The sequence below is a fragment of the Legionella sp. genome (genome assembly GCF_965140895.1).
Classification (GTDB): domain Bacteria; phylum Pseudomonadota; class Gammaproteobacteria; order Legionellales; family Legionellaceae; genus Legionella.
Window position 1 is genome coordinate 24,641 of the sequence record NZ_CBCSKT010000032.1, and the last position, 26,596, is coordinate 51,236.

The window sequence follows — 26,596 nt, forward strand, 5'->3', positions numbered from 1 at the left end:
GATAAAATTTTTTATCTTAATATTTCCTTAATAAATGAATATCATTAAAACAATGTTTACACTCTTTGGGATGTTTGATACTATATAGACCATGGTGTTCAGTGAGAGAGTCTACTGAGCATAATTTATTTGTTAATTTGTACTGGGAGACTTAAATGAGTACAGAAGTTATGGTGCAAAGCAGCGAGTCGCTTTCGCATCAAGTCATACATGCTGTAAAGAACTATTTAACTACTGTTAATAATAAAGATGCTAACTTGAACTTATATCAATTAATCGTTGAAGAAGTTGAAGCACCTTTATTCAGAACTGTTATGGAATTAACTCGTTACAATCAATCTAAAGCTGCTCGTGTTTTAGGCGTAAGCCGTGGTACTTTGCGTACTAAGCTAAAGCGTTATTTTGATGATGAGTTCATCGGTACTCGCGATTTCTAATTAGATATTGCGTGAGAAGTTGTAGTTTTTTGTGGTTTTTTCGTATAAAGCACTCATTATGGTGGCCTTTAGCTAAGCACTCTGCTACTATTGGTAACAGAGTTGGTTAGACAATCGCTCCTTGCTTCGGTGGGGGGAGGAAAGTCCGGGCTCCATAGGGTAGAGTGCCAGGTAACGCCTGGGAGGCGTAAGCCTACGGAAAGTGCCACAGAAAATATACCGCCTCTTCGGAGGTAAGGGTGAAATGGTGCGGTAAGAGCGCACCGCGCGTTTGGCAACAGACGTGGCAGGGAAAACCCCACTCGGAGCAAGACCAAATAGGAATCCACTTGACTACAATGTCATGACGTGCGACCCGTACGGGATTCGGGTAGGTTGCTTGAGGCATGTGGTGACGCATGTCCCAGATGAATGATTGTCCAAGACAGAACCCGGCTTATCGACCGACTCTTCTTTTTTCTTCGTTCATATAATCATTGTGTTGTTGTTACGTTGGGCTGCAAAGCCCAACGGTGAATATGGTTATTTTTCTTTATTTATAAAAATTCCTAAGAATATTAGTAATTGCTTATGTTAATTGCAATCTTATTTGTGCCGTTTCAGGAAACCTGGTTGCAAGCAACCAGGTAAATTTAAGGGCGGCTCATCCAGTCAGGTGTTTTTTCAACAATGTATTAATTAACTCAGGATTTGCCTGGCCTTTTGTTTGTTTCATTATTAGCCCTACAAAAAAGGCTAACAGGCGTTCCTTTCCTGCTCGATACTCAGCGGTTTGCTCTGGGAATTGCAGAAGTAGGGAGGCAATCATTTCTTCTAAGCCTGCGGTATCATCAACTTGTTGATAACCCTCTTGCTCAATAAGTGCATCGATGTCTTCTTCGCCTTCCCATAATAATGCAAACAAGGAACGCGCATTGGTTAATGAAATACTATCCTCATGCAATTTATCTAAGAGCTGTGCCATCGTTTTTGCTGAAACTTGAAGGGTTTCAAAATTTAAATTCTCGTTATTTAATGCGGCCGCGTACTGACCTTTTAACCAGTTAACAATCATTTTTTCCGTGGCTTGGCTCAGCGCTTTTATTTCTTTATAGAAATGATAGATTGCTGGTGCTGAAAGCAGAAAATCAATGTCATCACTTTTTAGATTTGGGATCTGATTTAATTGTGCGCGGATTTTACCGGGTAAGTCAGGTATTTTCCCTTTTATTTCAGCAATCTGATAACGGGTGATTTGAATTGGCAATAAATCAGGATCAGGAAAATAACGGTAATCATTTTCATTTTCTTTTTGACGTAAGGTATGCGTGCTGTTGGTTTCTGGATTATAAAGACGGGTTTCTTGTTTTACTTTCTCTCCACATTCCAATAAATCTTGATGCCTTAACTCTTCATAAGCAATAGCTTTTTCAATATAACGAAATGAGTTTAGATTTTTTAATTCCGTACGAGTCCCTAAAATAGTAGAACCTTTGGGTTTTAAGGAAAGATTCACATCGCAGCGAAATGATCCTTCTTGCATATTTCCATCACAAATTCCTAAAAACTGGACTAATTGATGCAAGGTTCTTAAATAGCTGATGGCTTCTTGTGCTGAATACAGACAAGGGGCGGTTACTATTTCTAATAATGGGGTGCCTGCTCGGTTCAAATCAATGCCACTAAAACCTTGATGCACACCATGTAAGGATTTTCCCGCATCTTCTTCTAAATGAGCACGAATAATTTCCACTTCGTGCTCACTGCCATCACCTAGAGTAATTTTAAGTACACCGTTACTCACAATAGGTTTTTGAAATTGACTGATTTGATACCCTTTAGGTAGATCGGGATAAAAATAGTTTTTACGCTCAAAAATGGATTGATCATTAATATCTGCCTGAATAGCTAGGCCGAATTGAATCGCCATAGTGACTGCCTCTTGATTCAATACCGGCAAAACCCCAGGAAAACCTGCGTCAATCAAGCAGGTTTGGGTATTGGGTGCCGAACCAAAAGCAGTAGAGGCGCCAGAAAAAAGCTTGGATTTTGTTTTAAGTTGGACATGTACCTCAAGTCCAATTACTGTATCCCATTCCATAGTTTACCTCTATTGCTTTGGTTTGGCTTGATGCCAATCAGTATGTTGTTGGTAATGATGTGCTGCATTCAGTAGAAGCCCCTCACTAAAAGGCTTACCCATTAATTGCATGCCAATAGGTAAGCCTTTAGCAAAGCCTGCAGGAATAGATATTGCGGGAATGCCGGCAAGATTAGCCGCGACAGTAAAGACATCAGCCAGATAGTTTTGAATCGGGTCGGCGATTTTTTCGCCTAATTTAAATGCGGTTGTTGGCGTAGTTGGACCTAGAATCACATCAACGGAGCGGAGCGTGGTGAGTAGTTCTTCTTGAATTAAACGGCGAATTTTTTGCGCTTGTAAATAATAGGCATCAAAATAACCTGAAGAGAGAACGTGAGTACCTGTAATAATACGGCGTTTTACTTCAGCACCAAAGCCCTCGCTGCGTGAACAGCGGATCAATTCATTCAGGTTCGTTGCTTTAGTACTACGATGACCGAAACGCAGTCCATCATAGCGGGATAAATTAGATGAGGCTTCTGCACAGGCAACTACATAGTAGCAGGGCACCCATAAGGATTGTAGCTTCAAATCAAGAGGAATGATTTCTGCGCCCAGGCGTTCATAGATTGTAACGGCCTCGTGTATGGCTTGTTGAATTTCAGGCTCTACCTGAGGTTGAAAGAAACAAGAGGGTAAGCCAATTTTTAATTTCCCTAAAGGTTTATTTAATTCGCCTTCATAGTTAGGAATCGTAGTTTCTACAGAGGTGGAATCTTTATTATCAAAACCTGAAATAGCCTGTAAAACCAAAGCTAAGTCTTCAGCGCTACGAGCCATTGGACCGCCTTGATCTAGGCTTGAGGCATAGGCAACCATTCCAAAACGTGAAACTAAGCCATAGGTTGGTTTAAGGCCACTTATTCCACAAAAGGCTGCCGGTTGGCGTATGGAGCCACCCGTATCGGAACCAATAGAGAAGGGGACTAAACCTGCTGCAACAGCTGCTGCTGAACCACCAGAAGAACCACCAGGAACTCGCTTTTTATCCCAAGGATTTTTTACAGCAGAGAAATAACTGTTTTCATTGCTGGAACCCATGGCAAATTCATCCATATTGGTCTTGCCAACTAAAATGGCACCACACTCTTTTAATTTTGTTGCAAGAGTTGCTTCATAAGGTGATTGAAAATTTGCCAACATTTTTGAGCCGCAGGTTGTGGTCATCCGCTGAGTGCAAAATAAATCTTTAAGCGCCATTGGAATTCCAGTAAGCGCATGGGCATTACCTTGTCGTAATTGCAGATCGGCTTGTTGCGCATTCTTTAATGCAAGTTCCTCATCCAGACTAATAAAGGCGTTCAATTCTTGATGCTTATTGATTTGTGTCAGGTAGTGCTGGGTGAGTTCAACACTGGATAGTTTTCCTTGATGGAGTGCTTCAGATAATTGTTTTACCGCGAGTTGTTCCATGGTTATTTGTCCTGTTCAATAACTTGGGGGACTAAATAAAGATCATCCTCAAACAAAGGTGCGATGGCTTCTAGCTCTGCCAAGCAGCTTTCTTCCGTAATGGTATCAGGTCTTAATCGTTGTTGTAAGGCAAATGGGTGGAATAATGGGGAAACATTGGTGGTATCGACCGAACGTAATTGCTCCACAAAGTCCATGATTTCATTAACTTCTTGTATGAGTTGAGGAGTGTGATCCGTATCTGTATCCAGATACGCGAGTTGTGCGATTTTTTCTAGTTCTGTAGGTGTGATGGTCATGATGAACAATGTCCAAATAGAGAAACAGCTTATTATAGCGAGGATATATGAAGTTACAAATATAATATGGCCATTCTATAGTGTTGTCATATGCTTTATCGACAACAGAATTACCGCAGCTTGACCGTGGTAATTCGTAGTGGGCATCAGGCCCTCCTTTCGATGCACTAATCAATTCAAATAACTAATTTTTATGTTAAATAGGGAAACTCTGCACGCAGTAGCTGTAATACCTCTTCTTGCTTCTCCTTACTTTTAACAATCAACAAAACAGTATCATCCCCGGCAATGGTCCCTAAAATCCCCGAGTTCTTATTGCTTTGCATCGAAAATGAGACGTATTTCTTATCAAGATAATAAGCAAGACTATTGGCATTACCTGGATGAGTATGCAAAACGATTAATCCAAAATCAGAAACCTGTATGTTCAATACCAACGGCAGATTGGGAATATTAAAATCTACAACTTGATAAATACCAGCAACTTTAGCGATTTTTAATTTTTTTAAACGACGGGATAGGGTTGCTTGGGGGATAGTATACCCTCGTTCCGTTAGACTCTTTTGTAAATCGCTCTGTTCGGAAATTTGTTCTTTTTGCACAATATTTAATATATGTCCGTCGAGAAGTGCATCTTGGCTCATGATATCCCTAAATTGAATATGTAATCATTTTTAAGAAATTATATTCAATTGTGCTTGACATGACAAGTCTCGTTTTGTTAAATTCTTAAAACGGATAAAATTTGGATTTGTATTCATATGAAAAAGATAATTAATATAATGCTCATTAGTTTTGCTCTTGTTGTTTCATGGTGCTATGCCTATATTCCAGAAGAAAGCAAGACATTTATTCATTTTGCCACCTCCGCAGAATATCCACCTTTTGAATATAATGAACGTGGTGAAATTAAAGGTTTTGATATCGATTTGGCACGTTTAATCGCAAAACAACTCGGTAAAGAAGTTGTTTTTGACAGTATGCAATTTAGCAGCATTTTACCAGCTCTGAGCATGGGGCAGGTGGATGCAGCCATATCGACACTCACAATTACCGAACAACGAAAAAAGAATTTTGACTTTAGTATTCCTTACTATTTTGAAAGTCTCGCGGTTGTTTATTCGCAGCAACAGCCCATTAAAAATGTAGCTCAGCTTGCGAATAAAAAAATTGCGGTGCAATTAGGTAGTACCATGGAGATTTGGTTAAAGAATAATATTCCTAATGCCACGCTGCTGGTTATGGATAATAACAATCAAGCTATTGCTGCTTTAAATGCAGGGCATGCTGATGCGGTTGTGGTGGATGGAGCTCAAGGCGTGTCCTTTAGCCAGAAAAACCCTGGTTTAGCGTTTACAGTAATTTCTAAGTCCAATGATGGCTACGGTTTGGCCTTGAAAAAGAATTCTCCGTTAACTCATGAAATCAACAAGGCATTACAACAGCTTGAGCAAAAGGGGGAGCTGGCCAAACTCAAGCAAAAATGGTTTGGAGGTGCTTAATGAATGAGTTGAAGCAAAATATCCTGTTTATCGGTGATGGGGTCATGATGACCCTTACACTTCTAATTGGTGGTCTCTTGATTGGCGCTTTATTGGGTACTACTTTGGCTTTATTGCGTCATCAAGGCATTGCAAAGCCAATAATTAATGGATTTATTTCCATTATGAGAGGGACGCCCATGATTTTGCAATTAAGTTTTGCATACTTTGCAGTCCCTGTTCTGATTAGTTTCAAGCCGAATATTTTAATGGCAGGTTTATTAACCTTTGGTTTGAACAGTTCTGCTTATGTGGCTGAAATTTTAAGGGCTGGAATAGAGAGCTTACCAAAAGGGCAATTTGAAGCAGCAAAAACCTTACAGATTTCTGGTTTTTACTTGTGGAAAGACATCATTTTACCGCAAGTGATAAAGAATATTTTTCCAGCATTTATTAATGAAACAATCACCTTACTTAAAGAAACGGCATTGATTGCAACGATTGGGGGTATGGATGTTATGCGTCGAGCTCAATCTGTTGCGGCGGAGCAATTTACTTATTTTGTTCCTTTATGCATCGCGGCGGCTTACTACTATGGATTAGTTTTATTTATTGAATATTTAGGCAAGAAAATTGAGTCAAAGGGGGCGCCATGCTAACGATAAACAATGCATGTAAGCATTTTGGTTCTTTACCTGTATTAAATGGGATTAGTCTAGAAATTGAATCGCAAACAGTGTTAGGGCTGGCAGGGTCTTCGGGAGGTGGAAAATCTACCTTATTACGTTGTCTGCAAGGGTTAGAAACTTTGGATTCGGGAAGCATTAACTACTGCGGAAAAAGTGGTTTTATGTTTCAGGATTTTCAATTGTTTCCGCATATGACGGTATTGCATAACCTAATTTATGCGCCCAGTTTGCAAGACAAGGCCGTAAACCATGAATCTCAGGCTCAAAGCTTACTTCAACGTTTAGGAATTAGTGATAAATCAGGCTCTTATCCGCAACAGCTTTCGGGCGGACAAAAGCAGCGTGTTGCGTTAGCGAGGTGTTTGATGATGCAACCGGCTTTATTACTTTGTGATGAACCTACATCGGGTTTGGACTTAGCAACGATTGATGAGGTCATTTACTTATTAAATTCGGTTAAATCTTTAGGTGTGACAATGGTAATTGCCTCACATGACCTTGATTTCCTTAGCAAAATGGCTGATCGCCTAGTGGTTTTGAAAGAGGGAAAAATTGTTGCGGATGTACTATCTAAAAATTTGGCTGAGCCCATTTCGTATTTAAAACATTATTATCAGGAGTAAATCATGGCTGAATCCATCCAAAAAATTGTACTGGCTTATTCTGGTGGACTTGATACCTCAGTAATGATTCCATGGTTAAAGGAACATTATCAACAAGCAGAGATCATTGCGGTGATTTGTGATCTTGGCCAAAGTGAGGATTTATCTGCAATTAAAGAAAAGGCAATTCGCAGTGGAGCATCTAAAGCTTATCTAATTGATGTACAGGAAGAGTTTGTCGATAATTATCTGTGGAAGTTAGTCAAAGCGGGTGCTCTCTATGAAAATCAGTACATTCTTGGAACCATTTCCAGACCATTGATTGCTCAGAAGTTAGTTGAAATCGCCCAGCAAGAACAAGCCGAAGCCGTGGCACATGGGGCTACGGGCAAAGGGAATGATCAGGTGCGATTTGAATATACGATTAAAGCTTTGTCGCCTGAGCTTAAAATCATTGCTCCTTGGAGAGTTTGGTCAATTAAATCCAGACAAGAAGCTATTGAGTATGCCAAGTTACATGATATTGATGTGCCTGTCACGCCTAAATCTCCATACTCAAGGGATCATAATGCTTGGTATATTTCCCATGAAGGTGGCGTTTTGGAAGATCCTGCTCAACCTATGCCTAATGACTTATTATTAATGACCGCTTCTTTAGAGCAAACTCCCGCGACTCCTGAGTCGATTAGTATTGGTTTTGAGCAAGGAATACCTGTTGCCTTAAATTCCAAAATAATGTCGCCTGTAGCTTTATTAGCTGAGCTTAATAAAATCGCAGGGAAACATGGCATCGGTGTAGCGGATCTTGTTGAAAATAGATTGGTGGGGATGAAAATTAGAGGAGTGTATGAAGCGCCTGCTGCTGCGGTTTTATATAAGGCACATTTAATGCTCGAAAGCTTGTGTATGGACAGGGCCACACTACATTTAAAACAATCTTTACAACAGACTTATGCCAATATGGTGTATGAAGGACGTTGGTTTTCACAAGCCAAAAAAGCTTTGGATGCACTAATTGATGTAACGCAACAACATGTAACAGGAATAGTTAACTTGCAACTATTTAAAGGGAATATGATTCCTCATGGCATGAAATCACCCTTTAGTTTACATGAGCCAGCTTTAGCTACCTTTGAAGAAGATTGCGTTTATAATCAATTTGATGCTGAAGGGTTCATTAACTTATTTTCTTTATCCGCTAAAATATATGGTATGGTCCATAAAGGGGAAGTTTTATGAGTCACAAAACTTGGGGCGGACGTTTTAGTAAAGAGCTTGATCCACGGGTGATGCATTTTAATGCATCATTAGCTTTTGACCGAGTACTTTATGTTCATGATATTGCTGGAAGTCAGGCCCATGCGACGATGCTCGCGCAGCAAGGGCTTATTTTATACAGTGAGGCTGAATTAATTTGTCAGGCACTTGCTGAGATTGGCTATGCTATAGAGCATGGTCTTCAAAAATTTGATGAGTCCTGTGAAGATATTCACATGTTCATTGAGCAACTATTGATTGCAAAGATTGGCGATGTGGGGAAAAAACTTCACACAGGTAGAAGTCGCAATGATCAGGTGGCTCTTGATTTACGGCTGTATGTGCGTGATGCCGGAGAGTACATCGGTGCTTTATTGAAGGATTTGAATACGGTATTGGGGGATTTGGCTATACAACATGCCAATGCAAAAATGCCAGGATATACACATTTACAACAAGCACAGCCTATTTCTCTTGGTCAGTATTTTGCGGCCTATTTTTCTATGTTTCAACGTGATTTAAGCAGAGTGGCTGATTGGCATGTCCGTATGAATTACTCGCCTTTGGGAGCTGGGGCTTTGGCTGGAAGTAATTTACCCTTGGATCGCGATTGGACCGCGAAAACATTGGGTTTTTCTGGTGTTATTGAAAATACATTAGATGCAGTAAGTGATCGTGATTTTGTAATAGAGTTTTGTTCGCTTGCCTCAATTATTATGATGCATTTGTCACGTTTGGCTGAAGATTTAATTTTATGGGCGACTCAAGAGTTTGGCTTTATCACCCTTGATGATGCTTTTGCTACGGGTTCGTCTTTAATGCCGAATAAGAAAAATCCTGATGTCTTGGAGTTAATCCGCGGCAAAAGTGGCAGGGTATTTGGACATTTAATGGGTATTTTAACCATAATGAAAGGATTACCGCTGGCATATAATAAAGACATGCAAGAAGATAAAGAATGTTTATTTGATACGGCAACCACGCTTACCGCGTGTCTGCAAATCATTGCTCCTTTTTTACAAAGTATTCATTTTAATACCGGGTTGATGCAAGAAAAAGCAAGCAGTGGTTATCTTGATGCTACTGAAGTTCTGGAATCCTTAGTGTTAAAAGGTATTCCATTTCGTGATGCCCATCATCAAGTAGGCCTTTGGATTAAAGAAGCAATAGAAAAGAAATGCTCATTAGCTGAGATAGTAAAGACTAAGGATATTAAATAAGAGCTAAATAAAGGCTCATAATTAAATCCAGTTTTCATTTGCAGTAAAAGCTATAGTTAGCCAACGTCTTGGCGAGTCTTCTCCAATAGCCAATGCGATTTCATTACGAATTTCATCCAAGGTTTCAATGCTTGAAATTGGAAAATTCATGGGTAGTACTATATGTATTTCAATAAACTGTGCACGTCCTATTTTTGCAACGTAGCTTGTATAGGTTTTGAAATTACGCTGTTTTATAAGCTGCTCTAAAAAATCTCTTATTTTTTCATCAAGCTCCAAGGGGGCCATGCGAAATATGTCTCGCAGCGCATCTCGGACCGTGGCCATAGGCACAAAAATCAAACAAGCAGTAAGACTCGCCAAAATAAGGGGGTCGATGTAGGGGGTAAAATATCCGTAGACCCCACCATGCAACAATGCGGCGATACCAAACGCCAATAGGAGCGATGAGGAGATCAATCCAGACATTAGCCAACTTTGAATGTCTAATCGTAAGAATTCGGACTTGATTTTTCGGTTTGTTTTAATCAAGTAAAAATACATGCCGGTGGATAAAAAAAAGACCAAAAGAGCAAACACAAATGCCCAATCAAAATTCAACTCATGTCCACCAGACATTAAACTGCCTATGGCATTTATCATCGCATAAGCACAAAGAAGTATTAGAATACTACCATTCAAAACAAGAACCATAGGTTCAATATGCCAGTAACCGTATTGAAATCTCCGGTCCCCTGTTCTTGTTAAAAGACGGGCAACAAAAAAGGCCAAGGTTGACATAACGGTATCAACCATATTAAACATACCGTCAAAGACAATAGCCAATGAACCCGACAATAGCCCAAATAAAATACCTACCACCGCTAAGATAAAGGTAACAGCTATTGATATTTTAAGCGCTCGCCGTTCATGACGCCCCTCGTGTATTTGCATTTGAGTGATATCCTGATGTTAAAAAATGCTTATCTTTGTATATTATTGCTTCAAAAGTTCTTGGTAAATCTATAAGCTTGTATTCGTAGGGTCCTTCACATAATAACAACTTCTTTTTTCTAATTATTGCGGTAAGTTTTTTTGCTGGGTTTAGACAAATCAGTTTATTTTACGCACATTAACGTTGTGTTCGTTTGATTCTGCACTTTGGCGGGAATAATGGAGCAATACTTTTTTGCTGCAAACTCAGAATCAATTCATCATTAGGAAACAAAATGTGTTTTAGTTAATTGAGCTCCTGTCTTATTTGCATTAGACTTTTTTGTTGGCAGTAGGCTCATTTTCGATAATATGATTACTAGCCTCATTATATCATTGTTTTCTCAATGATGGGATATTGCACGCATCAGTAATCCGTTTTTTTGTTGAAGTAATAAGGATTTTTATTTAAATTTAATTGCTGAAACACTTGAGTACGCGCGTCTGGATGATCTTATTGAATTCCTACTAAAAGCACCTTAGCGCGAGCATTATCAATAGAAAATTCATTGATTTTTCTGAAATTTGTTCTTGATTAATTGCTTGCGCTAAATTTGCACACAATAATACTGCGTTTTTTACAACGTATATGAACCATCCTTTATTGCAAGCTAATTTTTTTAGAAAGTTATTGATAATAGTTGCTGTCGTATATTCGATGGAGCCAGTATTATATAATGCAATTTACAGATGCTTCATCACTTTCAACGGTTCTTTTAGGAATAAATTTCTTAAAGAACTGAAAAATATTAGTTGGTAAAGAATTATTTCCTGATGTATTTGTTGAGGAGGAACGCTTATTTTTCTCTTCTTTTTCTATAATAAGTTGCTTAATACAATTTGATTTAACTGACGCTGGGGCAAGGAATGACAAAATTGTAGCAACGTTATCTGCAGGCAAAGGCTCCGCAGCCTTATTTGTTCTTCCTTTTGTAGCAAAAGAAATCATGGGTGCTAAAGCTCTGGAAAAATTGGATTCTCCATTGTCTCTCCAATTAAAACGTTCCGGTTCCTTAACATGGTTTTGCAAGGTGCTAAAGAAATTATCTGTTGTTTGTACCTTCTTAAATAATTTATTTTTTTCAACGTTGATATTTTTTACATGAATAGGTATCGCACTTAAAATTTCAATCACTTCACTGTGTTTCTTTTTATAAAATTTGTTATCACCTAAAGAAATGGACGTAACATGCTTTGGAAAAATAGCAAAGGCCTCCTTTAATTTGGAGGTATCCATTTCCCCAAAGCCATTATTACTCAAATTAATAGAAGTTATGTGAGAAGGAATCGCTTCAAACAGTCGTGATAAGTCCCGTGCTTTAATTAGATAAAGGTTATTAGAGCTAAAATTCAGTGTCGTAACTCCTTTGGGAAGAGAATGCATAAATCTGATTAATGAGTCAATGCCTCTTCTAACAAGGAGCATCCCACTAAAATCAAGCATCTCTACCGTCTCAGGAATAGTACTCAGGATTTTTTCCAATTCATCATCATTTTTATTATCAAAACCAGGAACTAGCCCAAAGTATTCATTTAATTTTTCTTGCTGAAAATTATTATAAAAATTATCTGCAGAGAAACTTAGCGAAGTTAGGTGTTTGGGAATATTCTTCATTAGAGCGATTAATATTGTTGTTTCTATTCTGCTCAGGCCATTTCGTTCTAAATTTAGAGTAGTTACATTAACAGGAATCGACTGGAAAATTTCAATGAATCTATCATCCGTGCTTTTTTCGTGTAAATAATTTCCACCAAGATTAAGGGATTTTAAATGATCTGATAACTGAGCAATCGCCTGAATTAATTTGTCGGTCGATATTATATCTAGTCGGTTATCACTTAAGTTCAGCTCACTAATGTTACCGAGATTACCTTGACCTTGATTCGTCTCAGAAATAAAAATTAATTCAAAATCAGCTTTTCTTAAATAAAGTTTGTTATCTCTTAAATCAAGAGCATGCAGCTTATCTCTATTCGCCAGTGTAGTCAGAATCGCTGACAGAGCAGTGGCACTTTTATGCCCCAGATTATTTCCATCCAAATGAATACGAGTGATATTCGTATGAAGCCCACTTAAAGCTTGAATCAATTCATCTGTTTTCAATAGGTTTAAATCATTGTAACTCAATTCCACCGAGGTAACCCAGCCAGGAATAGCCTTTAAAATGTCCCTTACTTCCTCCGCATTTCGAGTGCCCAATTGAAGAAAACTTAAATCGAGAGCAACAATATAGTCCGGTATCGCTTGGAAAATTTCTATTATTTGCGAAACGCTTTTTTTCTTAAGAGCGCTAGAAAAATTCAACTTGGTGTAGCCCAAAGGGGTATTTTGCACATTGTGGATTAACTTACTTTGTTTTGCCTTTTTTATATAGTACGTCATCTTATATTTCCTGTTGGTTTTTTTTAAGGACTTGCGGTTCAAATTATACACAAAGAATCATTTTTATCCATATCAGGTATACGTAATGGCTTTAAATTAAATTCATAATAGATTGTGCAGACAGTTAGGTTGATGATTTTTAAATAAAAAAACTTTAATTACTCTTGACTTAAAATCCGTGTAGGGCGCATTTTAGAGTCAGGTAAACTAGGATGGCAATCTTTCTTCAGAGAAGGGGGGCGTCAACTAAATTACTGGTTATGCAAACACTTTATGCATTAATCAAAGTTCAAGTTGATATCAAAATAATTGAGTTAATGGTGGCGCTTCCTCGTACTGGTTTAATCATAGCGAATAATTTTAATAAGTTACACCCCTTCTGAATTAAGGCGTGACATACATTGGTAATATCAATTAATATCAGCATAGAACGTAGTAAAGAACTTGTGGACATTTTGCCAAATATTTTTTTATGCTTGTCTTATCGATATAAAACTTTTAAAACTGAAAACAGTAACAACCGTAAGTCTGCTTGAAGAATTACTTAATCTTAATGAATGCCAGGAAATAACCGTAGTTAGTCAATATACGCGAGACCTAAAAAAGATTGAGCGTTCTGGAATCACTAATATTCAAAAAGCTGAGGAATTCTATCCTTCAGAAACTACAGATTTATCAATCAAGAACGTTATATAGGTCGCTATAAAGCACATTACATTGGAGCCATAAAACGCTTTATTTTTAGGAGGTACTTACATGTATGATCAAAGAAGCTTAGTGATAGAACACTCTCAAGAGAAAATACCACCAGTTGTTTTTTTAACGCCAGGCCAGCATGGTGATATACAAGCCAGTAGTGCAAACGGCCAAGCACTTAGTCCTTTGGTACAGCATCAAAAAAATATTGCCGTATTTTTTGTGCCAGTTTTAATGGTGCAACAGGATTTGGTTTTTAACGATTATGCCCTTTATTTAATTACTGATAAAAATAATTTATTCTCTAAATTAGAGTCTTTGGCTAAAAAAAGCGTTAATGCCATTGTTTTAATCCGTACAACGCTTATGATGAAAAAAGATTATGTTTCAGCTTATTGTATTGAAGAAGGAAAAGTTCTCGATGCAATTGAATTGCCTTGCGTGATTTATTATCAAATTATTAATAATCTTCGCGCTAATTCTGAAGGAATTATCGATCCAGTAAGTATTAATGAAGCGGATTTACAAAATTTGATCAAATATTTTCTTTTTACTACTGGCAGAGGAAATGAGGTCGATAGAGGCAAAGCTAAAACAGGTAGGCATTTATTCTCACAAGACTTTGCTCCTTGTAATGCGGTAGTAGCAAAAAGAAAATCTGATGATCAATTTGTTCTATATCATGCAACGTCTCCATTTATTGATAAGGTTGGTGCAGGCTCCAAGGCTTTTGTAGAAGGAATAGGTGAGGGCGGGGACGATTTTATTGCGGTGATGGCTAAGCCTAAATTACCAGTAAATTATCTAAAAGGATTAATGATAACAGGTAGATTAGCAGTAGAGTTGCAAAATTCTAATGTCAACATGTATCGTTTCGAGGAAGGTTATAGGGGTGTTGCTTGTATTAATGGCAATACAGTGATTATGACGAAACAGATGTGTTTGTATAAAGACATTCACCACGCAAATAAAATTATTGCTTCAATAACAGATATTACAGATAACCAATATCCGATTGGACTCTTAACATTGCCTAGTCGGGAGATTGATTTTTCTTCAAATGATACACTTTCTTTGGCCAAGGCATGCAGTGAACTGATCCAATTATCTAAGACTGAAAAAAATAAAAGGATTAGGGAAAGTTATATGGCGATAGTAAATTCTATTTTTTCTCTCGGGCTATTGTCAGAGGACGCAAAAAAAGAAATTACCAAAATAGAAGAAACGCAAATTTCTTGCTGCCGTTTCATGTAGGAATTGCTTTTACATTTAAATGGCATCATTTTCAGGATGCAAGAGTCTTGAGGTTATAGGAAATTCAAAAGGTAAAAGGATTGATTTTGTACAGTAAAATGGTCATGGTTTATCGATGGTTGTGGTGTGATGCAGGGATAAGGAATAGAGCCAAGAATAAATTTACTCCAAAAAGAATTTCTAATGAACGTATTTTTGAAAAAAAGACGTAGTAATCCCGTTAATTGCTGCGAATGGGTTTTTGCAGGGCGATTTGCGAGGTGTAATTCATCAATTGTCTGGAGGAGAGCTTAAAGAGCAGGAAAGACAATCGCATGTCCTGTTTATAGAGGATGCAATTGAGTGGATTGCTCCCTGATTGGTGTTTAACTCGCAAAGCCCAGGAACGTTGTTTTGGATTGGGCTGATGATTAAATAGAGCAGAGACAATAGGCAGTAATTGAGAACGCAAGCGATTGGCAAGAAATCCAAAGTATCGAATGAGGCGAAATCCTTTTTCAGGGAGGTGTTGAATGAATCGAGTAATAAAATCAAAAGGATGCAGCTCTGTATATTGAGTTTGTTTGGTGCGATGATTTAGGAACTTAAAGAGTAGCGATGTTCCGTTGTAATGAACGAGACGAGAGTTGGCAATGGCTGGCCGTTTAATGTAACGCCCTAAGTATTCGAGGTCTTTTTTAGGATTTTTGTGGGGTTTTGCGCAATGGACTTGCCAGTATTTAGCGTATTGTTGTGCCAGCATGGAATTCATGCTTTGGTTTCCCATCTCAGGGGGTTGGTTTAGAGTTCCTTGCCGATGCTGCTGTCTTAAAAAGGCGATGAGCGCATAGCGCCACATGACCATGAGGGTGTTCTTTTTGAAAAAGAGGCTTTTCCATTGCAGGTCGTTGGTTAATCCGCCCTGGGTTGCAGACACGTGAAGATGCACGTGCCAGTTGAGGGTTCTGCCAAAGGTGTGTAGGGCCATAAAAACTCCTGGTTTGAGTCCTTTTGCTTTAGCCAGTTGATTGATAATGTTCCCCACAAGGGCTGGTAATTGATTCAGTAGATGTCGGTTTACCAGGAATAAGTCACTTAAGGCTTTAGGCATGGTAAACGTAATGTGCTGCCAGGGGCAGGGCGGGAGAAGTTCTTTATTCTTTTGCAGCCAGTTATCGGTGGCGATTTTGCCGCAGGCACTGCAGCCTCGGTCTTTGCAACTAAAATGCACTCGTTTTTCATGAGTGCACGAGGGATTAGAGCAATGATAATGGGCGTGGCCTCGCATGTAATGACGACAACTCAATATTTTGTTGATGCTGTAGTCTACGCTTTCTCTGATTCCACCATACTCTGAATAAAACTGACGGTAGCGGTACCAGTTTTCATCTTTGAGCAGAAGCTTTTTCAGCGTAAGGTGCATACGAATAATGAATTATAATAAGGCTCTTAGTCTAACACGAAACGTGACAAGTCGCCGACTTCGTCGGCCTGTGCGCCATAGGCGCCTTGAGCCTCTTGCAATATAAGGGTAGTTAAATCGTTTTCGCTGATTGTTTCAAGATTAATTTCTCTAAAGTTGTAAGCGCTAGCACCACCTAAGACAATATAACATAATTCAGACATATTTATTTTCTCTAGAAATAATTGATTCAATGTGATTGGATTTTGATCTTATTATACATATTGCAATTACAATATACTAGCTTCGCATTTTAAATGCGAAAGAGGTGGTTATTTTTCTGAATGAACAATGGTGTCAATTTAGAGAAAATTGTAGTTAAAGTGCGGGGACTTGGCTCACCTATAATGTTTATAGCAGGCATGCCGTTTCATTCATGTATTGCCGTGTTTTGGCAATTTTCTGAATCACTTGCTTTCTTATTGCTTGTTCTCTGATAAATGATCCGCTGTCAATAGATTTATTAATGAACATAATGTATTATTATGTAATAATCGCATTTGTTATCTATAATAAAAAAATCATCTAATACTTTTAATAGGGTATTATGAAAATTCTTATTTATAGTGGATATAGTAATGGCCTGGGTGATTTATCTTTTGGAAAAAAAGTATCTGACTTAATTCATAATCAATATCCAGATGCAGAATTAGTTCTAATTACTTCGGCAGTGTCTCGGCTAAAAACAACGCTCAATGGCCTAAATAATGTAGAGCAGTTTAATATTCAAAATAACGTGATGTATATTCCTTATGATCAATACATAACCAGGGAAAATACACCTCCAGACTTACTCATCGTTGGGCCTACATTAAATTTTTCGGCAAATTTGGTTATTTCCCCTTTGGTTACTCATAAGGCTACGCCTATTTTATTACTTACTGAATATAGTTTTGCAGGGTTTCATATGGATGATTTAAAAAACGATCTAAAGGAGCTTCAGTATACTCATGTCAAAGCGCTACCGACTGGATTGGGCCCCAATGAATATGGTATTTTTCTTGATAAAGACGCAATAGAATTTAATATCGAAGATCCCAAAGGAATAGAGTCACTTTTTACAACCAAATTACCAGTCACCTCATCTTTCTTGTTGGGGGGGCAATCCCCGGTAGCTTATCTTAACCATACTAATATTGCGGTTAATTACAGTCATGATAATGCCTCGCGTTTTTTACGAGTACATAGCTTAATTACCGAAGCGAATCAAAATACTGATGTCATTATTATGGGAGAGGCCAAAAAAAAAGATAGGTCAACATTGGGTCGGATTGCTTTAGAATTAATCGATAAGGGGTTTGGTTGTGTGATGTATCACGAGATTGGCCAAGAGCCAGAAATAATTGCTCAAGGTAATGCCTCTGGACCAACCTATCGCGTGTTGCATACAGGACGAGTGGGGGTTTTAGAAGCAAGTAATTTAAGGCTGCTTGGAGGAAGTTTTGCAGGAGCCACGGGAGATCAGTCTTATAGTGAAACAATAGCTTCAAGTTGTATGGTAGTTTATGAGGCACAAACATGGAAAAAGGATTTTGTACTGGGGATGGAGGCTATTGCGGATCAAATTGCTCCGGAAAAGTATTTATCTCGGGCAATAAAATTATTGAGTTCAGCGCAAAATGAAGAGGAATATCAGGAATTAGCGGCTTTGCTGCGTCAGCCAAAGATTCAGGAACAGTTCAAAACATACCGTACTCATGTTATTGCAAATTATAATTTTAACCAAGCTCTGGAAAAGCAAGTCGCTGAAGTGAGAAAGCAGTTACAGCTGAATAAAAAAGCAGATACATTTTTATCATTTGGAAAAACATTAAAAAACTCATTTGGCAGATTTTTTCATAATACTCAAGCGGTGGCTGAATCTGAAAAGGATGAAGAAAAAAAAGAAAAAGTGAGTTTCTTCAAATGGATTAACAAAAATTAAAGCCCTAACATTCCCTTATTTTTTGCTCCCGCAAGCGCGGGTAGTTGATTCAGTAGATGTCGGTTTACCAGGAATAAATCACTTAAGGCTTTGGGCAGGGTGGTAGAAGTTCTTTATTCTTTGTAACCAGTTATTCGTAGCGATTTTGCCACAGGCACTACAGCCTCGGTCTTTGCAACTAAAGTGAACTCGGTACACGAGGATTCGAGCAATGATAATGCGCATGTAATGACGGCAACTTAATATTTTATTGATGCTGTAGTCCACACTTTCTCTGATTCCACCAAACTCTGAATAAAAATGACGGTAGCGGTACCAGTTTTCATCTTTGAGCAGAAGCTTTTTTAGGGTAAGGGCCATACGAATAATGGAGTAGAATACAAGCTCTTAGTGTAGCACGGAACAGGACAAGTCGCCGACTTCGTCGGCCTGTGCGCCAACGGCGCCTTGAGAAAGAAATTTAGTTGAATACTGGAATTAGTGATGTGGAGCCTAGGCACACCGTTCTTAACCTTCTACCTATAGCTGGCACTCACTTGATCACGCCCGGTTGCCTTGGCTGCATAAAGCGCGCTGTCCGCGGCACTAATAAGTTCGTCTCCAGTTCTGCCATCTTCAGGGAATGATGCAACACCGAAAGAGGCTGTAACTGGGATAGCAGAGGTACCGTAAAGTATGGGAGCAGCAGCCATGGTGCTTCGCAATTGCTCAGCCCGCTCGATGGCGAGAGATTTCTCAACTTTCGGTAATACCAGGAGAAATTCTTCGCCGCCATAACGGCAATAGGTGTCGCCTTGGCGAGCTTGTTGCCTCAGAAGATTGCCAAAAACCCGTAATACTTCATCACCGGCAAGATGACCAAAGTGATCATTAACCATTTTGAAATGATCAAGATCGCCCATGATTATACTAACAGGGTAATTATTATGTTCAGCTAGGAGTAGTTCTCGAGCTAATGTTTCTTCAAGATAGCGACGATTATAAAGACCAGTCAGGGCATCGTGTATTGATTGGTCAAGCAATATTTTTTGTAACGCGTGCAATTCATGTTCAGCACGGATGCGTTCTGTTACATCCATAATTAGTCCAATGAGTGCAGGTTTGTTATTGATTTCCATGACACTACTATGAACCTCTATATCAATGACTTCGCCATTTTTACGTAAGCCATGAAATAGGTAAACAACTTGCTTCACTTCTCCAGAAAGTCGTTTTCGGATATTCTTTGCGATGAGTGGTCTATCCATTTGTTCGGTGACATCGAGTGGCCCTAATTCCCGAACTTCCTCTGCGCTATAACCAAAAATTTCATTAAATTTGGCATTTGAATAACTGAATTTCCCATTTTCGATGATTACAATACCTACTAGAGACTGGCTTACCAAGCTATGGAATTTTTTTTCTGATTCACTTAAGGCTCGATTTATTTTTTCATTTTCGCGTAATGCTTGTTCTAGTTCTGCTGTACGGATACGTACTTGCTCTTCTAATATAATGGTGGTCTGGAACAGACTGAAATCGGAACTTCGAGCACTGGTGCTACGCTCTGCGCGATCCATCAAGGCCTGTATTATCTTGTTAAGACGAGCAATTTCACTCTCTAATTCATCTTCGCTGGAACTGGAATTTGGTAATGCCGAATCAAGCATTATCTACCTCCTTTGAATTTGAGCCAATCGCAATTCCAACTAGAGTCTGATTAACATGCACGCCTAGGAATTGTTCACCATAAGTATTAAAACCAATAGTGTTGTTTTGCTGAAAAATATCGTTAATAGGAGCTAGTATTTCAGGAGAAACTTCTAGCTTGCGTAGAATACAGTCACAGCCGAGAACAAGTTGTGGTGGACCAATTTCAGAACGGAGTTGGGCAAAATTTTCTTTCAGGTTATCCACTAAATCCACTCCTTTAGCTACTCGAAGGACCAATCCATTCTCAATGGCACAGAAAAAAGTTAAACTACCATCAGAATTGGCTTTTTGGATAGAACGCACGTAGTTGGTGCCGCCGATCATGACGACAATCGGTGATGTAGCGAATCGCATCGGATCAAGGCCATATGCATCAATACCGAGAATTCGTGCATATTCTTGTGCCGCAGGTAGGCCATTGATTTCTTTAACCCTGCGGTGGGCGGTATCCGCGTCTGTAACGACCAATCTTTTGTCAGTGACAATAAAATGCTGTGTTTTGAATATCTTAAACGGTAAGTTAGTCGTAACCAATGTCATGATAGCGCTGTCTGAATGAAAATGCCCATCGAAATACACATAGGTTGCGTTGAAGTTAAGGTTATCACCGGCCGAGCCGCCAACTAGAGGAATTTTTCCCAGCTCACCCTGCAATATCCGTGTGACGGGTTCTTCACGTATTGATAAGCCATCAATTAACAAAAAGGCAAAGCTGTTTTGAGTATCTGTTTGTCGTTCCAGACGCTGCAAGAGTTCTTGAGTAAAGTGCTGGCATTTAGAAATTTGTAATTGTTGCAAGTCAGTAAGAAGGCCGGCTACAGCCTTAAAATCAGTCGCTGAAAAGCTAACTCCAGTCAGGCTGTGATCTCGATATCCGGCAGGTCCAATTTCTCCGGCTGTAGTACAGCCTATAACTTGTATGCCTGTAAATAAACATTTCATTTCATCTGCCAAGGCATCTAGATCATATTCGCTTGAGCAAAAGAAAATTACTAATTCTATGTTTGGCTGTTTTACGGCTTCGTAAAATTCGCGTACAGCCTCACGCGCATTAGTCAGACAAGATTGAGCTAGACGTATTGACGGGTTATTCTCCATCGTTTTCTCCTAATTCGTTCCATTGAATAACTTACTTTATTTATAAAGTATAGATGGGTTACATTACAGTTGGTATTCAGTGAAGACCTTTTATGGCTTTGGAGCTCCTTTTCCTAGGGCTAGGCGTTCGATTTGGTCCATTTCTAATGCATTTACAATTTTATTCCCGCGAAACAATATATCAAGATTACAGAAATTGTTTTTAAGGCCGAATACTTCAAGAGCTCCATCTCTTCCTATGTTATTAAATTGTAGGCTAAGCTCTTTTATATTCTCAAAATCACATAATCGTTCACTTAAAATAAGTGCACCTGCATCACTAATGTTATTATTATCTAAATCAATCATGGAAACATCAGGTTTCTTTATTTTAATAGTTTCTATTATTTCTAAAATTTCATTATCTTGGATTTTCATGCCAGCTAAAGTTATTCTAGTTGAATCTTTATTTTCATTAATTTTCGTTAATATGATTTCTCTCATATTGTCCCCAAAGATTCTATGATCTATCCTATATTATCTATTTTTCATACTAGCACAGCTTAAGTTATTCATAAATTTAGATTTTTAAATAGACGGTTTTTGTTCTTTAGCAGATAACAGCGTTTCTCGGTGTTCAAGCATTTTCTCCAATGCTTTTATCGAGGACGTTTTGATACCCAGCTTTTGAGTGAGCCAGCCTTGTCCTGTTTTTAATATATCGTACTCATAGGAGGTTTTAAATTTTTCTTTTAATTTATTTAATTCTTGGCTTGAAGTAGTCTCGTTAATTTGCTCCTCAATATTCTCTAAAATTTGGGTTTTTAAGCGATCTCCTTTAAGGGCGTGATATTGTTTTTTAAACTCAGTAAATTCAGTGGTTGCTTGGCTTTTTTGGCAGTTGATGTTCGATAAGGAGGCCGTATAAGATTTGTGATCTCTGCCAGTCGAAGGCTCTGAAGTTTTATAAGCATATTTATTCTTTACGTCCTCTATAAGAAAGTGAACTTCCTCACGAGCTATCTCAAATATTCTAAATTTGTCATTTCCGAATGCAAGTTTTTGCCAGGCACTTTTTTGCTGTGAAATACCTGCTTTGCATTTTTTCGGTGAGTTGTAGGGATCCGTATGCATTATGGCGCTTCCAAGACACCTTGTTTTATCTATGGAAATGCTGTTGGACACTACAACATGCGAAATTGGTTGTTTTAATATAGCGGGGGTAAGCTTTGCAAAAGCCTCAAAATTATCCTTTGCTACCCCATATGCATGATCTAAGCAAATATCTACAGCGGTTATGAATGGAGTACCACCGGGCGTTTTGCAGGACACTATGTTATTGAAAGAGAAGTTCATAAGAACTCCATTGATTCTGATTCCTGGCATAGATATAGATGAATTATAGGTGCGCTTATCTAATACCGCGAGCGTATTGGTGTTTCCGAGCTTGTCCGTTATTTTATAACGGACGTCTATAGATGAAGTATAATTTTTGACAATGAATTGAAAGTCTGCGGGGTGTCCACAAGTAATATGTGGCGTTACATTCATCACTTGATCCTCATCTGTTTTTACAGCAAAAGACCCAAGAATTAATTGCACTCCAGGAGACAGGTTTCCTGCTTTTCTAGCGATTTGCTCCTGTAAATCTTCGAATTCACTCAATGTAAGCGGTTCTTTAGTGTAAAAAAAGAATTCATTAGTACTTAGTCTAGTTATGTAATCAGGATCTACATCCGTAGTTCCGGGTTTATAGCGGTTTGCTTGATAAGTTTTTTCAGCATCATTCATGAGCCTGGTAATACTTTCTTCTAAACGAATAACCATATCCTCGCGTTCGAACTCTGTCATAGGTGAAACCAGGACAGCCTCCCCGCATTTGGGGGCTTCGCCAACAGGGTTTACCTTTGTTGTTTTTGCTATAATTGCTTTCTCTTGAATCACCGGTTTTTTTCTAGGCATAGCGGGTACTCATGAATTTACCCAAGAGTGTGTATTAATTATATAATATATGATTTAAATAAAATCAATATGTTCTGTGTGAAAGCACCGGTTTGCTCGGATGCAAATATCACTGAATCTGATGAGTAGAGGAGAGAACTTACGTGTTATGGGTAGGGTATCTTTTAGTTCCTACTCTGATAGGAACTTGTTTATTTTTACAGTAGAATGCTGAGTAATCCCTAATCCTAAGTCGAGTAAGTTATTCATGCTGCAACAATTTAAAACCCAGGGGGGTGTTCAGGTTGAGGTTTCTCAACAGCAATTAGATTATCAAGAAGGTATCACACACTTGATTGAGCGTTTGGACTCAGAAAGAGGGGCCTTGTTTGCTTCTAGCTTTGAATATCCAGGGCGTTATACTTGCTGGGATATTGGATTTTTTAATCCACCTTTAGCCCTTGTGTGCAAGCAGAGTTCTATTCATATTGATGCCTTAAATAAACGTGGAGAGGTTTTACTTGGTTTTGTTCAGCAACTATTCAGCTCAGATGAACGTTTAGAACTTGTTGTCCAAAGTGAGCGCAAAATCCAGATTAGCATAAAAGCCGCAGAGCAGGCTTTTAGTGAGGAAGAGCGCAGCCAGCAACCCTCCGTATTTACCGTAATCAGATTATTACTTTCATTTTTTAAATCGGAGCAGGAACCTTATTTAGGCTTATACGGATCCTTTGGTTTCGATCTAATTTTCCAATTTGAAGATTTGTTTCAGTATAAGGAACGCGATCCGACTCAGCGTGATATGGTTCTTTATTTGCCGGATGAAATCTTTGTAGTGAACCATCGTAAAGAAGAAGCTTTTGTTAATCGTTATGAGTTTCAATTTCAAGATCATTTAACTCATGGTCTTCCTCGTGCGGGTATTCAGTCAGCTTATGAAACACCTAATAAACCTGAAAAATTCTGTGATCATGAGCCTGGCGAATATGCTGCAGTAGTGAATAAAGCAAAAGAACGATTTGCATGCGGTGACTTATTTGAGGTCGTGCCAAGCCAAACTTTTTATACGCATTATACCGAGCAGCCATCTTCTTTATTCAAGCAAATGCGTCAACTAAATCCTTCACCTTACGGATTTTTTATTAACTTGGGTGATGGGGAGTATTTAGTTGGTGCCTCTCCGGAAATGTATGTTCGTGTGACTGGGAAGCGAGTAGAGACCTGTCCTATTTCTGGCACCATTAAACGCGGTGCTGATGCAATTGAAGATGCTCAAAATATTCAGATTTTACTTGATTCTCCCAAAGAAGAATCTGAATTAACTATGTGTACGGATGTGGATCGTAATGATAAGTCACGTATTTGCGAGGCTGGCTCGGTTAAGGTAATTGGTCGACGCCAAATTGAGGTTTATTCACGAGTGATTCATACCGTAGATCATGTTGAAGGAACTTTAAGAGAAGAGTTTGATGCTGTGGATGCCTTCCTGACCCATATGTGGGTGGTTACGGTAACTGGGGCGCCGAAAATTTGGGCTTTAAATTTTATTGAGCAGCATGAAAAATCTCCTCGTAAATGGTATGCAGGAGCAGTTGGCTGGTTTGGTTTTAATGGTAATTTAAATACTGGCCTGGTTTTAAGAACTGTACGCATATCTCAAGGTATTGCGGAAGTTCGTGTTGGCGCTACGTTACTATATGATTCAGTACCTGAATCTGAAGAACAAGAAACACGTTTAAAAGCTTCGGCGTTTCTGGATATGTTAAATCATAAAGCTCCCGTGAGCGCAAATAGAGAATCCTTGCCGCTAACAGGAAAAGGGAAGCGCGTGTTACTGATTGATCATCAGGACTCATTCGTCCATACACTTGCCAACTACATTCGCCAGACTGGTGCTGAGGTCAGCACGATTCGTTTTGACAAGGCTCAGCAATATTTGCAAGAACATCACTATGATTTAGTTGTTTTATCTCCTGGGCCAGGCAAACCTGGCGATTTTAATTTATCAGCAAGCATTGATGCTGTTGTGGCACGAGGTATACCTTTATTTGGTGTGTGCCTAGGCCTGCAGGGGTTAGTTGAACATTTTGGTGGTGTATTGGATATTCTGGAATATCCAATGCATGGTAAATCGTCAATGATTAAGGTTTTAGATTCCTCTGATTTATTTGCAGGCTTAGGGGCGAAATTTAAAGCAGGGCGGTATCATTCATTATATGCGCGATTGAATGCAATGCCGGAAGCGCTTAAGGTAACTGCGCTGAGTGAGGATGGTGTTGTGATGGCTATATCTCATCAACATTTACCAATTTATGCTGTGCAATTTCATCCAGAAACTATTTTGTCTTTAGTGAATCAAGCAGGATTGAAAATTATTACTAACTTAATGGGAATGGTAACAAGGAATGCGCCATAAAATTGCAATTCTGTACTTTGTGTCTATTGTACTGGGAGTTATTGTTGGATTAGTCGGATCTTCATTTCGTTTATCAATCGATTTGCTAGATTCTTCTTTAATGCATATGGTTCATGTGCTTGGCGGGCAGGGATGGCTGGCTGGGATTATTTCCGGGGTTTTCTCTATGCTCATGGTGCTTTCTGCATTCATGGCGGTGAAGTACATTGCTCCGGAAGCTGGTGGCAGTGGCGTTCAGGAAATAGAAGGAGCCTTATTGCATGTACGGCCCATCTTTTGGCGACGCTTAGTACCGGTAAAATATTTTTTTGGTATTTTAGCTATTTCTTCCAATATGATTTTAGGACGTGAAGGGCCGACCATCCATGTCGGAGGTAATTTGGGGGAGATGCTGGGGGCTTTATTTAACCTCAGCCGCCGTCGTCGAGACAGCCTAATTGCTGCCGGAGCGGCAGCAGGTCTTGCTGTCGCTTTTAATGCACCTTTGGCTGGTGTTATTTTCGTGATGGAAGAAATGCGTAATCAATTTAACTACTCATTTACCAGTTTCACTATGGTGGTGATTACGTGCATTACAGCGACGCTCATGATGGATTTGATCATCGGTACCCAAGCGACCATTCCGATGGATGTGTTTCAATTTCCATCTTTAGACGCATTATGGCTATTTGTATTTTTCGGATTTATTGTTGGTGTGGCTGGGCTGTTGTTTAATAAAGGACTCATGACAACCTTGGCTTGGACCGATCGATTATCAGCATCCCAAAAGTTAGTGTATGTTTTAATCGTAAGCTTCCTTATCGGCTATTTAGCGGTATCTAATCCAGCAGCCACTGGAGGCGGAATGCATATTATTCATCAGGCCTTAACACTCTCTCCTGGACTTTCCATTTTATGTATGCTGTTTCTTATTCGCTTTGTTGGGACCATTGGCTGTTATGCCACTGGCATTCCGGGGGGAATCTTTGCGCCAACTTTAGCCTTAGGGACCTTACTTGGCTTGGCTTCGTTTCAGGTGTTAGCTTTTTTGCATCTCGATTTTCTAGTACATCCAGGCATGTTTGCAGTAGCTGGGATGGCTGCATTTTTTGCTGCAATTACTCGTTCACCCATCACAGGAGGAATCTTGGTTGTGGAAATGACGCAAAATTACGCGCTAATCGTTCCAGTTATGATAACTTGTATTTGTGCCACGATTATGTTGCAACTTGCACGCAATGAGCCTATTTATGTTCAGTTGTTGAATCGTACTATGAAGAATAGTAAGTTAGCCTAGCGCA

Annotated in this window: 23 protein-coding genes and 1 other RNA gene; 11 read left to right on the forward strand and 13 right to left on the reverse strand. The window is 39.0% G+C overall.

Features of this window, described 5'->3' with window-relative positions:
- Positions 1-155 precede the first annotated feature (155 nt).
- Positions 156-437, forward strand: a complete 282-nt coding sequence (locus tag ACQY7T_RS03915; RefSeq protein WP_428411407.1) for a helix-turn-helix domain-containing protein — start codon at positions 156-158, stop codon at positions 435-437.
- A gap of 98 nt (positions 438-535) precedes the next feature.
- Positions 536-892, forward strand: an RNA gene (gene rnpB, locus ACQY7T_RS03920) — RNase P RNA component class A.
- Positions 893-1,080: 188 nt separating this feature from the next.
- Here the strand turns inward: rnpB and gatB are convergent.
- The 4 genes from gatB to ACQY7T_RS03940 all read right to left on the reverse strand — a co-directional run bounded on the left by gatB (position 1,081) and on the right by ACQY7T_RS03940 (position 4,915).
- Positions 1,081-2,517 carry an Asp-tRNA(Asn)/Glu-tRNA(Gln) amidotransferase subunit GatB gene (gatB, locus tag ACQY7T_RS03925; RefSeq protein ID WP_428411408.1) on the reverse strand — a complete coding sequence of 479 codons (1,437 nt, stop codon included), beginning with the start codon at positions 2,515-2,517 and terminating at the stop codon, positions 1,081-1,083.
- A 9-nt stretch (positions 2,518-2,526) separates the two neighbouring features.
- Positions 2,527-3,972, reverse strand: a complete 1,446-nt coding sequence (gene gatA, locus ACQY7T_RS03930; protein ID WP_428411409.1) for an Asp-tRNA(Asn)/Glu-tRNA(Gln) amidotransferase subunit GatA — start codon at positions 3,970-3,972, stop codon at positions 2,527-2,529.
- A 2-nt stretch (positions 3,973-3,974) separates the two neighbouring features.
- The gene (gene gatC, locus ACQY7T_RS03935; protein ID WP_428411410.1) at positions 3,975-4,271 is read right to left on the reverse strand and encodes an Asp-tRNA(Asn)/Glu-tRNA(Gln) amidotransferase subunit GatC; all 297 of its coding nucleotides are present in this window, start codon (positions 4,269-4,271) and stop codon (positions 3,975-3,977) included.
- A 191-nt stretch (positions 4,272-4,462) separates the two neighbouring features.
- The gene (locus ACQY7T_RS03940) at positions 4,463-4,915 is read right to left on the reverse strand and encodes an arginine repressor (protein WP_428411411.1); all 453 of its coding nucleotides are present in this window, start codon (positions 4,913-4,915) and stop codon (positions 4,463-4,465) included.
- A gap of 117 nt (positions 4,916-5,032) precedes the next feature.
- Here ACQY7T_RS03940 and ACQY7T_RS03945 point away from each other — a divergent pair, with 117 nt between their 5' ends.
- The 5 genes from ACQY7T_RS03945 to argH are packed head-to-tail and all read left to right on the forward strand — an operon-like array spanning position 5,033 to position 9,520.
- Positions 5,033-5,773: a substrate-binding periplasmic protein gene (locus ACQY7T_RS03945; RefSeq protein WP_428411412.1), complete on the forward strand. Its 741-nt coding sequence runs from the start codon at positions 5,033-5,035 to the stop codon at positions 5,771-5,773.
- A complete protein-coding gene (locus ACQY7T_RS03950) occupies positions 5,773-6,411 on the forward strand; it encodes an amino acid ABC transporter permease (RefSeq protein WP_428411413.1) in 639 nt (212 codons plus the stop codon). Before ACQY7T_RS03945 ends, ACQY7T_RS03950 begins: the two co-directional genes overlap by 1 nt.
- Positions 6,405-7,064, forward strand: a complete 660-nt coding sequence (locus tag ACQY7T_RS03955) for an ATP-binding cassette domain-containing protein (RefSeq protein WP_428411414.1) — start codon at positions 6,405-6,407, stop codon at positions 7,062-7,064. The genes ACQY7T_RS03950 and ACQY7T_RS03955 overlap by 7 nt, the downstream gene beginning before the upstream one ends.
- Before the next feature lie 3 nt (positions 7,065-7,067).
- Positions 7,068-8,282: an argininosuccinate synthase gene (locus ACQY7T_RS03960; RefSeq protein WP_428411415.1), complete on the forward strand. Its 1,215-nt coding sequence runs from the start codon at positions 7,068-7,070 to the stop codon at positions 8,280-8,282.
- Positions 8,279-9,520 carry an argininosuccinate lyase gene (argH, locus tag ACQY7T_RS03965; RefSeq protein WP_428411416.1) on the forward strand — a complete coding sequence of 414 codons (1,242 nt, stop codon included), beginning with the start codon at positions 8,279-8,281 and terminating at the stop codon, positions 9,518-9,520. The genes ACQY7T_RS03960 and argH overlap by 4 nt, the downstream gene beginning before the upstream one ends.
- Positions 9,521-9,541: 21 nt before the next feature.
- Here the strand turns inward: argH and ACQY7T_RS03970 are convergent, their stop codons facing one another.
- Positions 9,542-10,453: a cation diffusion facilitator family transporter gene (locus ACQY7T_RS03970; RefSeq protein WP_428411417.1), complete on the reverse strand. Its 912-nt coding sequence runs from the start codon at positions 10,451-10,453 to the stop codon at positions 9,542-9,544.
- A 709-nt stretch (positions 10,454-11,162) separates the two neighbouring features.
- On the reverse strand, positions 11,163-12,827 hold the full coding sequence (locus tag ACQY7T_RS03975) for a hypothetical protein (protein WP_428411418.1): 1,665 nt from the start codon (positions 12,825-12,827) through the stop codon (positions 11,163-11,165).
- Between the two features lie 804 nt (positions 12,828-13,631).
- On the opposite strand from ACQY7T_RS03975, the gene ACQY7T_RS03980 reads away from it, so the two are divergent.
- Positions 13,632-14,825, forward strand: a complete 1,194-nt coding sequence (locus tag ACQY7T_RS03980) for a hypothetical protein (protein WP_428411419.1) — start codon at positions 13,632-13,634, stop codon at positions 14,823-14,825.
- Positions 14,826-15,045: 220 nt separating this feature from the next.
- Here the strand turns inward: ACQY7T_RS03980 and ACQY7T_RS03985 are convergent, their stop codons facing one another.
- Complete coding sequence (locus ACQY7T_RS03985) at positions 15,046-16,227, reverse strand: IS91 family transposase (protein ID WP_428411420.1); 1,182 nt, start codon at positions 16,225-16,227, stop codon at positions 15,046-15,048.
- Positions 16,228-16,253: 26 nt separating this feature from the next.
- The gene (locus ACQY7T_RS03990) at positions 16,254-16,430 is read right to left on the reverse strand and encodes a hypothetical protein (RefSeq protein ID WP_428411421.1); all 177 of its coding nucleotides are present in this window, start codon (positions 16,428-16,430) and stop codon (positions 16,254-16,256) included.
- A gap of 383 nt (positions 16,431-16,813) precedes the next feature.
- Between ACQY7T_RS03990 and ACQY7T_RS03995 the strand changes: the two genes are divergently transcribed.
- A complete protein-coding gene (locus ACQY7T_RS03995) occupies positions 16,814-18,190 on the forward strand; it encodes a hypothetical protein (RefSeq protein ID WP_428411422.1) in 1,377 nt (458 codons plus the stop codon).
- A 78-nt stretch (positions 18,191-18,268) separates the two neighbouring features.
- On the opposite strand, the gene ACQY7T_RS04000 is transcribed toward ACQY7T_RS03995, so the two are convergent.
- The 5 genes from ACQY7T_RS04000 to ACQY7T_RS04020 form a co-directional block, all read right to left on the reverse strand.
- Positions 18,269-18,550 carry a transposase zinc-binding domain-containing protein gene (locus ACQY7T_RS04000; RefSeq protein ID WP_428411423.1) on the reverse strand — a complete coding sequence of 94 codons (282 nt, stop codon included), beginning with the start codon at positions 18,548-18,550 and terminating at the stop codon, positions 18,269-18,271.
- A 155-nt stretch (positions 18,551-18,705) separates the two neighbouring features.
- The gene (locus tag ACQY7T_RS04005; RefSeq protein WP_428411424.1) at positions 18,706-19,839 is read right to left on the reverse strand and encodes a sensor domain-containing diguanylate cyclase; all 1,134 of its coding nucleotides are present in this window, start codon (positions 19,837-19,839) and stop codon (positions 18,706-18,708) included.
- Complete coding sequence (gene nosP / locus ACQY7T_RS04010) at positions 19,832-20,980, reverse strand: nitric oxide-sensing protein NosP (RefSeq protein WP_428411425.1); 1,149 nt, start codon at positions 20,978-20,980, stop codon at positions 19,832-19,834. The genes ACQY7T_RS04005 and nosP overlap by 8 nt, the downstream gene beginning before the upstream one ends.
- 90 nt (positions 20,981-21,070) lie before the next feature.
- Positions 21,071-21,463 (reverse strand): hypothetical protein, encoded by a 393-nt coding sequence (locus ACQY7T_RS04015; protein WP_428411426.1) that lies wholly within the window; start codon positions 21,461-21,463, stop codon positions 21,071-21,073.
- 84 nt (positions 21,464-21,547) lie between these two features.
- The gene (locus ACQY7T_RS04020) at positions 21,548-22,921 is read right to left on the reverse strand and encodes a hypothetical protein (protein WP_428411427.1); all 1,374 of its coding nucleotides are present in this window, start codon (positions 22,919-22,921) and stop codon (positions 21,548-21,550) included.
- A gap of 247 nt (positions 22,922-23,168) precedes the next feature.
- Between ACQY7T_RS04020 and ACQY7T_RS04025 the strand changes: the two genes are divergently transcribed.
- Together ACQY7T_RS04025 and clcA are read left to right on the forward strand one after the other, a co-directional pair.
- Positions 23,169-25,316 (forward strand): anthranilate synthase component I, encoded by a 2,148-nt coding sequence (locus ACQY7T_RS04025; RefSeq protein ID WP_428411428.1) that lies wholly within the window; start codon positions 23,169-23,171, stop codon positions 25,314-25,316.
- A complete protein-coding gene (gene clcA, locus ACQY7T_RS04030; RefSeq protein WP_428411429.1) occupies positions 25,306-26,592 on the forward strand; it encodes a H(+)/Cl(-) exchange transporter ClcA in 1,287 nt (428 codons plus the stop codon). The genes ACQY7T_RS04025 and clcA overlap by 11 nt, the downstream gene beginning before the upstream one ends.
- The last annotated feature ends 4 nt before the right edge of the window (positions 26,593-26,596 follow it).